At 59.2% G+C, this 10,956-nt stretch carries 11 protein-coding genes; 9 read left to right on the top strand and 2 right to left on the bottom strand.

Annotated elements, in window-relative coordinates:
• Nucleotides 1-574: 574 nt before the first annotated feature.
• Together TU80_RS16970 and TU80_RS16965 are read right to left on the bottom strand one after the other, a co-directional pair.
• A complete protein-coding gene (locus tag TU80_RS16970; RefSeq protein ID WP_046381519.1) occupies nt 575-1,795 on the bottom strand; it encodes a CaiB/BaiF CoA transferase family protein in 1,221 nt (406 codons plus the stop codon).
• Nucleotides 1,796-1,808: 13 nt separating this feature from the next.
• Nucleotides 1,809-2,990, bottom strand: a complete 1,182-nt coding sequence (locus TU80_RS16965) for an acyl-CoA dehydrogenase (protein WP_017849059.1) — start codon at nt 2,988-2,990, stop codon at nt 1,809-1,811.
• 156 nt (nt 2,991-3,146) lie between these two features.
• On the opposite strand from TU80_RS16965, the gene TU80_RS16960 reads away from it, so the two are divergent.
• The 9 genes from TU80_RS16960 to TU80_RS16920 all read left to right on the top strand — a co-directional run bounded on the left by TU80_RS16960 (nt 3,147) and on the right by TU80_RS16920 (nt 10,940).
• Entirely contained in the window at nt 3,147-4,046 is a 900-nt protein-coding gene (locus tag TU80_RS16960; protein WP_057004954.1) for a LysR family transcriptional regulator, read from the top strand.
• A gap of 452 nt (nt 4,047-4,498) precedes the next feature.
• Nucleotides 4,499-5,620 (top strand): Re/Si-specific NAD(P)(+) transhydrogenase subunit alpha, encoded by a 1,122-nt coding sequence (locus TU80_RS16955; RefSeq protein ID WP_046381520.1) that lies wholly within the window; start codon nt 4,499-4,501, stop codon nt 5,618-5,620.
• Between the two features lie 15 nt (nt 5,621-5,635).
• On the top strand, nt 5,636-5,956 hold the full coding sequence (locus TU80_RS16950; RefSeq protein ID WP_003187417.1) for an NAD(P) transhydrogenase subunit alpha part 2: 321 nt from the start codon (nt 5,636-5,638) through the stop codon (nt 5,954-5,956).
• The gene (locus TU80_RS16945) at nt 5,956-7,392 is read left to right on the top strand and encodes an NAD(P)(+) transhydrogenase (Re/Si-specific) subunit beta (RefSeq protein WP_017849056.1); all 1,437 of its coding nucleotides are present in this window, start codon (nt 5,956-5,958) and stop codon (nt 7,390-7,392) included. Before TU80_RS16950 ends, TU80_RS16945 begins: the two co-directional genes overlap by 1 nt.
• A gap of 179 nt (nt 7,393-7,571) precedes the next feature.
• Nucleotides 7,572-9,065, top strand: a complete 1,494-nt coding sequence (gene scpC, locus TU80_RS16940; protein ID WP_017849055.1) for a succinyl-CoA:acetate CoA-transferase ScpC — start codon at nt 7,572-7,574, stop codon at nt 9,063-9,065.
• A 316-nt stretch (nt 9,066-9,381) separates the two neighbouring features.
• Complete coding sequence (locus tag TU80_RS16935) at nt 9,382-9,597, top strand: DUF1127 domain-containing protein (protein WP_017849054.1); 216 nt, start codon at nt 9,382-9,384, stop codon at nt 9,595-9,597.
• 265 nt (nt 9,598-9,862) lie between these two features.
• Nucleotides 9,863-10,045, top strand: coding sequence for a DUF1127 domain-containing protein (locus tag TU80_RS16930; RefSeq protein ID WP_046381521.1), 183 nt, complete (start codon nt 9,863-9,865; stop codon nt 10,043-10,045).
• 159 nt (nt 10,046-10,204) lie between these two features.
• Nucleotides 10,205-10,525: a DUF2388 domain-containing protein gene (locus TU80_RS16925; RefSeq protein WP_017849052.1), complete on the top strand. Its 321-nt coding sequence runs from the start codon at nt 10,205-10,207 to the stop codon at nt 10,523-10,525.
• A 106-nt stretch (nt 10,526-10,631) separates the two neighbouring features.
• Nucleotides 10,632-10,940: a DUF2388 domain-containing protein gene (locus TU80_RS16920; protein ID WP_057004953.1), complete on the top strand. Its 309-nt coding sequence runs from the start codon at nt 10,632-10,634 to the stop codon at nt 10,938-10,940.
• Nucleotides 10,941-10,956 lie beyond the last annotated feature (16 nt).

Here is a 10,956-nt window from a genome sequence, read left to right as displayed (position 1 = left end):
TCTCGCGGAGTAACTTGTGATGCTGATAATCTTGTTGACTATCAGTCTGACTCCACAAGCACCCACACGAATTGCTTGATTCAGTTGTTAAAGAGCGGTTGGTTAAGATCTTTCGTCTCAACCGAGGCGCGCATTCTACAGCAGCCTCATTTGCTGTCAAGTGATTATTTTAAGAAGTTTTCAAAGTTTCCTTTGTAACTTCAACCACTTGCGCTTCCGATCTCTCGTTAGCGGGAGGCGAATTCTACAGCGTTACACGCTGCTGTCAACACCTCTTTTTCTCCGCTTTCGACCGAGAAGATCGAAACGTTAATAGAGCCAAACAACCCTGCTCTACCAACTCCTTCCAGGCTTCGATGAACTGAAGCAGGCCGCTGTCGAATCTTGCGTAACTCTTTGTTTACCAAGGAGTTTTCCGTTTCGACTGCGCCGGAAGTGGGGCGAATTATAGACGTCCAGGATTTGCCGTCAACCTTTAATTTCGCTTATCTATCCAATAGTTAGGATTGGCTAAAAAACAACCAACTTTCTTCTATATAGAGCCCTTAATGACGCTCTATATAGAAGAGATGACTCAGATAACCCCAGCTTCTTTTAAAGCAGCCACATTCGCCGGCATCAACCCCAGCACTTCCTGCAACACCCTGACCGTATGCTCACCCAATAAAGGAGGCGCGCTGCGGTATTCCACAGGGGTCTTGGATAACCGTATAGGACTGGCAACCTGAGGCACCATCCCCGCCAGTGCGTGAGGCAACTCAATCGCCAGCCCGCGCGCCTTGACCTGGGCATCCGCGAATACCTGCGCCAGATCATTGATCGGCCCGCACGGCACGCCGACTCGCTCCAGTTGCGACACCCATTCAGCCGTCGTCTTGAACACCGTCGCCTGGCGAATCAAGGGAATCAGTTCCGCGCGATTGGCCACCCGCACCTTGTTGGTCGCGAAACGCGGATCATCCGCCCACTGCGGCTGACCTGCCACCTGCGCAAACTTACGGAACTGCCCGTCATTCCCCACCGTCAGGATGAAGTCGCCATCGGCCGTGGGAAAATCCTGATAAGGCACGATATTCGGATGTGCATTGCCCAAGCGCTTTGGCGGCACGCCTGTCGTCAGGTAGTTCATCGCCTGGTTGGCCAGACAAGCCACCTGCACGTCCAGCAGCGCCATATCAATATGTTGCCCGCCGCCGTCACGCTCGCGATGAGCCAGCGCCGCCAGGATCGCCACCGTCGAATAGAGCCCCGTAAGGATGTCAGTCAACGCCACCCCCACTTTCACCGGGCCCGCCCCCTCATCACCCTCAGGCCGCCCCGTCAGGCTCATGAGTCCGCCCAACCCCTGGATCATGAAGTCGTAGCCCGCACGCGCCGCATAAGGCCCCGTCTGGCCAAACCCCGTGATCGAGCAATAGATCAACGCCGGGTTGACCTCCTTCAGCGAGGCATAGTCCAGCCCATACGCCGCCAGGCCGCCCACCTTGAAGTTCTCGATCAGGATGTCGGACTTGGCCGCCAGGTCACGCACCAGCTTCTGCCCCTCCGGCTGCGTGAAGTCGATGGTCACCGACTCTTTGTTGCGGTTGGCCGACAAGTAATACGCCGCTTCACTGGTGTTCTCGCCATACGCGTCCTTGAGGAAGGGAGGGCCCCAGGCACGCGTGTCGTCACCATTGCCCGGCCGCTCGACCTTGATCACTTCGGCCCCAAGGTCCGCGAGGATCTGCCCGGCCCAAGGGCCCGCCAGTACTCGCGACAAATCCAGTACCCGCAGATGCGAAAGCGCGCCCATGCCCGTGCTCCTATTAATAGAACGCCTGAAGACCGGTTTGCGCGCGCCCCAGAATCAAGGCGTGTACATCGTGGGTACCTTCATAGGTGTTCACCACTTCCAGGTTGACCAGGTGACGCGCCACCCCGAACTCGTCGGAGATACCGTTGCCGCCCAGCATATCCCGCGCCATGCGTGCGATATCCAGCGACTTGCCGCAGGAATTGCGCTTCATGATCGACGTGATTTCCACCGCCGCAGTGCCTTCATCCTTCATCCGCCCCAGGCGCAGGCAGCCTTGTAGGGCCAGAGTGATCTCGGTCTGCATGTCCGCGAGCTTCTTCTGGATAAGCTGGGTCGCCGCCAATGGCCGACCGAACTGATGCCGATCAAGGGTGTATTGGCGAGCGGTATGCCAGCAGAACTCGGCAGCTCCCAGCGCGCCCCAGGAGATCCCGTAACGAGCGGAGTTAAGGCAGGTGAAGGGGCCTTTCAAGCCACGCACATCCGGGAAGATGTTCTCGTCGGGCACGAACACGTTGTCCATGACGATCTCGCCGGTAATGGAAGCCCGCAGGCCGACCTTGCCGTGAATCGCCGGAGCGCTCAGACCTTTCCAGCCTTTCTCCAGGACAAAACCGCGGATATCGCCGGCATCGTCCTTGGCCCACACCACGAACACATCGGCGATCGGGCTGTTGGTGATCCACATCTTGGCGCCGGTCAGGCTGTAGCCGCCATCCACCTTGCGTGCCCGGGTAATCATCGCGCCCGGGTCGGAACCGTGGTTAGGCTCGGTCAGACCGAAGCAACCGATCCATTCACCCGACGCCAGTTTCGGCAGGTATTTCTGTTTTTGCGCTTCGGTGCCGAACTCATTGATCGGCACCATGACCAGTGACGACTGCACACTCATCATCGAGCGATAGCCGGAGTCGACTCGCTCGACCTCACGCGCAATCAACCCGTAGCTGACGTAATTCAGGCCACTGCCGCCGTACTGCTCGGGAATCATCGCGCCCAACAGGCCGGTTTCGCCCATCTCACGGAAGATCGCCGGGTCGGTCTTTTCATGGCGGAAGGCTTCGAGCACCCTTGGCGCCAACTTGTCCTGGGCGAATTGCTCAGCACTGTCGCGCACCATGCGCTCTTCTTCGGTGAGCTGTTGATCCAGCAGCAGTGGATCGATCCAGTTGAAGCTTGCCTTGCCAGCCATGAATAAGTCCTCGCAAAGAAATCAGAAGTCGTGGATGCAGACTAGGCTCGGCAAGCGCAGAGGGCAAACGAGGTTTTTGCATAGGCTTGTGCTAATTTCTCACTCCGTAACGGCCGAGAAGGGCGCAAACGCGCCTTATAAGTGAGAACAAGGTACATGCGCAGAAAAATCCCCAGCACCACCGCCCTTGTCAGCTTTGAAGCTGCAGCCCGCCACGAGAGCTTTACCAAGGCGGCGCAGGAGCTTTCCATCACTCAGGGCGCCATTTGCCGACAGATCGCCAGCCTCGAGGAGTTTTTGAGTGTCGAACTGTTTCGACGCTCGCGGCGTGGGGTCAAGCTGACAGAAGCGGGCCTGTCGTATAGCCGTCGTGTCGCCACGCAATTGGACGCGGTGGAGCGCGACACCTTGTCCGTCATGGGACAGCAGGGCGCGAATGTCATCGAGCTGGCGGTGGTGCCAACCTTTGGCACCCAATGGCTGATCCCTCGCCTCAAGGACTTTCAGCGCCAGCACCCGGAAGTCACGGTCAACCTCACCAACCGCACGCGCCCCTTCCTGTTTGCCGACACCGAATTCGACGCCGCGATCTATTTCGGTGATGCCGACTGGTCCGGTACCGAATCCCACCGGCTGATGGGAGAAAACCCGGTCCCGGTGTGCAGCCCGCGCTTACTCGGCAGCCGCGCACACTTCAGCCCCCAGGAAATCGCAGAACTGCCGCTGCTGCAGCAGACCACGCGGCCCTATGCCTGGCGCCAGTGGTTCAACGCGCAACAACTGAACATACCCCGCGACATGACAGGCCCCCGCTACGAGCTATTCTCGATGTTGTCCCAGGCGGCCATGCATGACATGGGCATTGCGCTGATTCCACCGTTCCTCATCCAGCGCGAACTGAACGAGCACCAACTGGTGATCGCGAGCCCTGAAGCACTGAGCAGTTCGAAGGCGTATTACTTGATGATTCCTGACAGGAAAGTCGAATCGGCCTCCCTGCACGCCTTCAGGGACTGGCTGATCGACCAGTCCCAGCGCTATAGCCCAGTAATCTAAGGGCGGAGCGGCATTTGTTGACTATGTAGTCAGCTAAAATAGAATCCTACAGATATATATAAATGTCGCATTCCAGCAAACTGTACCTGTTCGGCGAAAATGAGGCTAAAAGCCATGATTCTCATGGTTTGTAGCAACTATTACCGGCTAATGCCCGACTATTCACAACGGCGAGGGCGAAACTACCAAAAAACCGAAATACACCTTTAACCACTTGTATTTAAATAAGTTATCTCAAGGCATTGCGACAATCAGTCACAGGGTGACTTGTAGTTAATTTTTCGTCACCCGTCATAATCCCTTGAAGGCCGTAAAGTTCGCCTGCAAAATGCCGCGCCCCGCTGTCATTTCAGCGGGATCGTGCTGATCGGCCGCCCCAGATGCGCCACTCACGGTGCGCTGGCCTTTTTACAATAAGATCAAAAGCAAAAAGATCATGCAGGAGATTTCACGTGCACATTGGTGTTCCTCTCGAAACCCAGACCGGTGAAACGCGGGTGGCTGCCACCCCGGAAACCATCAAGAAGCTGATCGGCCAGGGCCATAAGGTCACTGTACAAAGCGGGGCGGGCATTAAAGCCAGCATCGTCGACAGTGCCTATGAAACGGCAGGTGCAACCATTGGCAGCGCCAGCGATGCATTTGGCGCGGAGCTGATCCTCAAAGTGGTTGCCCCCAGCGACAGCGAACTGACGCTGATCAAAAGCGGCACCGTGCTGGTGGGCATGCTCAATCCGTTCAGCAATGAAACCATCGCCAAGCTGGCCGAGCAGGGCATCACGGCCTTCGCGCTCGAAGCCGCGCCGCGGACTTCGCGGGCCCAGAGCCTGGACGTGCTGTCGTCCCAGGCCAACATCGCCGGTTACAAGGCCGTGTTGCTCGCCGCCCATCATTACCCACGCTTCATGCCGATGCTGATGACTGCCGCCGGTACGGTAAAAGCCGCACGCGTGTTGATCCTCGGCGCTGGCGTCGCGGGCCTGCAGGCCATCGCCACGGCGAAACGCCTGGGTGCAGTGATCGAAGCGTCTGACGTGCGCCCGGCCGTGAAGGAGCAGATCGAATCCCTCGGCGCCAAGTTCGTCGACGTGCCTTATGAGACCGACGAAGAGCGTGAATGCGCCGTCGGCGTCGGCGGTTACGCACGCCCGATGCCGACCAGCTGGATGCAACGCCAGGCCCTGGCGGTCCACGAACGCGCCAAGCAGGCCGACATCGTCATCACCACCGCCCTGATCCCGGGCCGCAAGGCTCCGACCCTGCTCAGCGCCGACACGGTTGCCCAGATGAAGCCGGGCTCAGTGGTGATCGACCTTGCCGCAGCCCAGGGCGGCAACTGCCCGCTGACCGTCGCCGACCAGGTGGTGGTGGAAAACGGCGTGATCATTTGCGGCCCGACCAACCTGGCGGGTGCCGTCGCCGCCGACGCATCGGCCCTGTATGCGCGCAACCTGCTGGACTTCCTGAAGCTGGTCTTCAACAAGGAAGGGCAGTTTGAAATCAACCTCGAAGACGACATCGTCGCCGCGTGCCTGATGTGCCGCGACGGCCAAGTCATCCGCAAAAACGCCTAAGCAGGGATTCAGACGATGGAAGAGCTTATCTCCCCCGGTATCTACAACCTGATCATCTTCGTGCTGGCGATTTATGTCGGTTACCACGTGGTCTGGAACGTTACCCCCGCACTGCACACGCCGTTGATGGCGGTGACCAACGCAATCTCGGCGATCGTGATCGTCGGCGCCATGCTGGCCGCTGCGCTGACCGTGACTCCGCTGGGCAAGACCATGGGCACCCTGGCCGTGGCCCTGGCGGCCGTCAACGTGTTCGGCGGCTTCCTGGTGACTCGCAGGATGCTTGAGATGTTCAAGAAGAAAGCCCCGAAAGTAAAAGAAGAGGCGCCGAAGTAATGAGCATGAATCTTGTCACGACGCTCTATCTGATCGCGTCGATCTGTTTCATCCAGGCCCTCAAAGGCCTGTCGCATCCGACCACTTCGCGGCGCGGCAACCTGTTCGGCATGCTCGGCATGGCGCTGGCGGTGCTCACCACCGTGGGCCTCATCTATAAGCTGGGCGCTGAGCTTGCCACTGCCGGCATCGGCTACGTGATCGTGGGCCTGCTGATCGGCGGCACCGCCGGCTCGATCATGGCCAAGCGCGTGGAAATGACCAAGATGCCGGAACTGGTCGCCTTCATGCACAGCATGATCGGCCTGGCCGCGGTGTTTATCGCCATTGCCGCCGTGGTCGAACCGCAATCCCTGGGCATCGTCAAACACCTGGGCGATGCGATCCCGGCCGGTAACCGCCTGGAACTGTTCCTCGGTGCCGCCATCGGCGCCATCACCTTCTCCGGTTCGGTGATCGCCTTCGGCAAGCTGTCGGGCAAGTACAAGTTCCGCCTGTTCCAAGGCGCACCGGTACAGTTCGGCGGCCAACACAAACTGAACCTGGTGCTCGGCCTGACTACATTGGGGCTCGGCCTGACCTTCATGTTCACCGGCAACCTCTCTGCCTTCGCGCTGATGCTGGCCCTGGCGTTCGTGCTGGGCGTGCTGATCATCATCCCGATCGGCGGCGCCGACATGCCGGTAGTGGTGTCGATGCTCAACAGCTACTCCGGCTGGGCTGCGGCAGGGATCGGCTTCTCGCTGAACAACTCGATGCTGATCATCGCCGGCTCGCTGGTGGGCTCCAGCGGTGCGATCCTGTCCTACATCATGTGCAAGGCGATGAACCGCTCCTTCTTCAACGTGCTGCTCGGCGGTTTCGGCAATGCGCCGGATGCCGGTGCGGCGGCCGGCTCGAAAGAAGCGCGCCCGGTGAAGTCCGGCTCGGCCGACGACGCCACGTTCCTGCTGACCAACGCCGATACCGTGATCATCGTGCCGGGCTATGGCCTGGCAGTGGCACGGGCACAGCATGCGCTGAAGGAACTGACCGAGAAGCTGACCCACCGTGGCGTGACCGTGAAGTACGCGATCCACCCGGTGGCCGGCCGCATGCCCGGACACATGAACGTATTGCTGGCCGAGGCCGAAGTGCCTTACGACCAGGTGTTCGAGATGGAAGACATCAACTCCGAATTCGGCCAGGCTGACGTAGTACTGGTGCTCGGCGCGAACGACGTGGTCAACCCGGCCGCCAAGAACGATCCGAACTCGCCGATTGCCGGCATGCCGATCCTCGAAGCGTTCAAGGCCAAGACCATCATCGTCAACAAGCGCTCGATGGCCAGCGGCTATGCCGGCCTGGACAACGAGCTGTTCTACCTGGACAAAACCATGATGGTCTTCGGCGACGCCAAGAAGGTTATCGAAGACATGGTCAAGGCTGTCGAGTAACACTGCGCCAGCGCAATACCCGAAACCCTGGCCTGCAGTAGGCTAGGGTTTTTTATTGCAGCATGAAAACCGACCAAAGGCCCTAAATCGCTGCCCGGCATTCGACCATGGTAGCGGGCCGAAAACTTTTGAAATCACTAAACTGCGCACCTTGCCTCCGTATCTCGAGATAACAATCCATGTACCGTGATCGTATCCGCTTGCCTTCGCTGTTGAACAAGGTCATGAGCGCGGCTGATGCCGCCGCACTGATCGAGGACGGCATGACCGTCGGGATGAGCGGCTTTACCCGTGCGGGTGAAGCCAAAGCCGTCCCTCAAGCTCTGGCCGAACGTGCCAAGACGTCGCCGCTGAAAATCACCCTGATGACCGGCGCCAGCCTGGGCAACGATCTCGACAAGCAACTGACCGAAGCCGGCGTACTGTCGCGACGCATGCCGTTCCAGGTCGACAGCACCCTGCGCAAGGCGATCAATGCCGGCGAGGTGATGTTCATCGACCAGCATTTGTCGGAAACCGTCGAACAACTGCGCAACAACCAGCTCAAGCTGCCTGACATTGCCGTGATCGAAGCCGTTGCGATCACCGAACAAGGCCATATCGTGCCGACCACTTCCGTGGGCAACTCGGCCAGTTTCGCGATTTTCGCCAAGCAAGTGATCGTCGAGATCAACATGGCGCACAACCCGAACCTGGAAGGCCTGCACGACATCTACATCCCGACCTATCGGCCGACGCGCACGCCGATCCCGCTGGTAAAAGTCGACGACCGCATTGGCAGCACCGCGATCCCGATTCCGCCGGAGAAGATCGTCGCCATCGTGATCACCAACAAGGCTGACTCGCCTTCCACAGTGACGCCGCCGGACGCCGACACCCAAGGCATCGCCAGCCACCTGATCAACTTCCTCAAGCAGGAAGTGGACGCCGGCCGCATGACCAACAAGCTCGGCCCGCTGCAGGCCGGGATCGGCAACATCGCCAACGCCGTGATGTGTGGCTTGATCGATTCGCCGTTCGAAGACCTGACCATGTATTCGGAAGTGCTGCAGGACTCGACGTTCGACCTGATTGACGCCGGCAAGCTGAGCTTCGCCTCCGGCAGTTCGATCACCTTGTCGGAGCGACGCAACAGCAACGTGTTCGGCAACCTGGAGCACTACAAGGACAAACTGGTGCTGCGCCCGCAAGAAATTTCCAACCACCCTGAAGTGGTTCGTCGCCTGGGCATCATCGCGATCAACACCGCGCTGGAGTTCGACATCTACGGCAACGTCAACTCCACGCACGTGTGCGGGACGCGGATGATGAACGGGATCGGCGGCTCGGGCGACTTCGCGCGTAACGCGCACCTGGCAATCTTCGTGACCAAGTCGATTGCCAAGGCCGGGGCGATTTCCAGCGTGGTGCCGATGGTCAGCCACGTCGACCACACCGAGCACGACGTCGACATCCTGGTGACCGAAGTGGGCCTCGCCGACTTGCGTGGCCTGGCGCCACGGGAGCGCGCACGGGTGATCATCGACAACTGCGTGCATCCGGACTATCGCGATGCGTTGAACAAATACTTCAACGCCGCTTGCGCGATTGGTGGCCACACCCCTCACGTCCTGCGCGAAGCCCTGAGCTGGCACATTAACCTGGAAGAAACCGGGCACATGCTCAAGGATTGATCGATACACAACCGAGCTGATGCACACAGTTTCATCAGCTCGGTTGCACCACCCTCCTTTCTGTAAAAAACTGTACTGCTGTACCGGTCTTTTCCTACCGAAATATCCCACACCCTTCTTCTAAAATGCCATTTTTGCACTGTTTCAGTGCGGACAGGTACAGTTGCCCCATTTCCGTACAGTACAGCCGCTATAAACAGTTAACTGGCCCCTCACAATACAGGTGAACTGTATCTAGAGAGTCTTGCGCGGGAGGAGGATCATTGGCATCAGTTAAACCACTACCTAATCCCGCCACAAGCGGAAGGATGTCATCATGGAACGTACACTCAGTTCCGATCTGTTCTTTGAAGAAAAAGCTGTAAGCACCCAGGCTTCCCTGCCTCTGCGCGTTATCGCCAACCTGATGCTGTGGCAGCGCCGCATCTCCAGCCGCCATCAACTGGCTCGTCTGGATTCGCGTCTGCTGGCTGACGCAGGTATCAGCGAAGCACAACGCTACGAAGAGCTGAGCAAGCCGTTCTGGCGCTAATGAGCGCTCGCTGGCCCTGACCCACCGGGTCCACAGCCAGCAACCTGATTCGTTAAGCAAAGCCCGCCCCGGGTCACCGGAGGCGGGCTTTGTTGTGTCTGGGCCCGGGTGTTTTCGGCCCCGAACAGATCGCTTGCAAAGCAACCAGTACAGTTAAACTATTATAACAATTAGGCAGTACAATTTAGCGCCGGTGTATCTGTATCGGTCGAAACGATCCGCTCAACATGGTCTTCCAAAAAAAAGACCCTGTAAGGCGCTCCCCATGCACCCACAAACCCCGCGCACCACGTTGTTACGCCGCACCGTCGCCACGCTCGCCAGGTGGCGGCAACAGGCCCGAGAACGACACCAACTGGCCCAGCTCGACCCACGAGAGCTGTCCGACGCGGGTATCAGCCCCGGCGAGCGCCAGGTCGAGCTGTCCAAGCCGTTCTGGCGTGACTAGACAGTCAAGACGCTATTCGAATGGACAGGCCGCGGCTTAATATCCGGTCACCACGTGGCGAACCGTGTAGAACGGGCGTCTGATGCTCAATGGCATCCACATCCGTTTCACAGTGGCCGCTGCGCGTGACCTTATTTGTTCATCTACAGGAGTAACCCCATGTCCCGTCTTCGCCTGCTGAGTGCCGCCGCCCTGTTGGCCCTCGCCGCCAACGCCCATGCGTCCAGCCTCATCGTGACGACCGACTCGATCGTCGGCGCATTGAAAGCCACCTCCGATGCCAGTTCCGATGCCACCTCCTCCCTGCGTGACAACAAGGTCGTGCGCGCCGCCCGTGACGACGCCGCCAGCTTCGTCGCCAGCCAAGGCGCCATTCGTGGGGTCAAACTGGAAAGCGCTCTGGCACAGATCCGCCAGCAAGCGCCACAACTGAGCGCTGCGACAGACGCACAACTGGCCCAGGCTATTCTGGCCATCTGAAAACCCGTCGGAACAAGGGAGCGCCAGCCGCTCCCGGATGCCTCGACGCTGGCTCTCGCCCGGGCATTGCGCTAGCCTTGGCGCTCGCTTTCAGTTGTCGAGTCCCATGGCTTTTTCATACCGCCTAGTGCTGGTTCCCGTGATGTTTGCTGCCGGCTGGTCGCCATTGGCTTCGGCCTTTGATCTGTCCACCCAGAGCACTGTGGTGAGCGCTTATGCCACCAGCAAAGTGACCTCCGCGCCGTTTGACCGAAAGTGGGTGCTGGCCGCCCAGGATGACGCTGCCGCATTCATTGCCACTGACGGCCGATGGCGGGGGGCTCGGCTGGAATCAGCGCTGGATCGTCTGCGCCGCAGCCGACCAAAACTTAACGCCAGCGACCTTGAACTGGCGCAAGCAATTCTCGTCCAATAATCATCTTTGTATTTCG

It is taken from the genome of Pseudomonas veronii (assembly GCF_001439695.1).
Classification (GTDB): domain Bacteria; phylum Pseudomonadota; class Gammaproteobacteria; order Pseudomonadales; family Pseudomonadaceae; genus Aquipseudomonas; species Aquipseudomonas veronii.
Note: the sequence above shows the minus strand (reverse complement) of the source record. Positions and strands in the feature narration are given on the sequence as shown.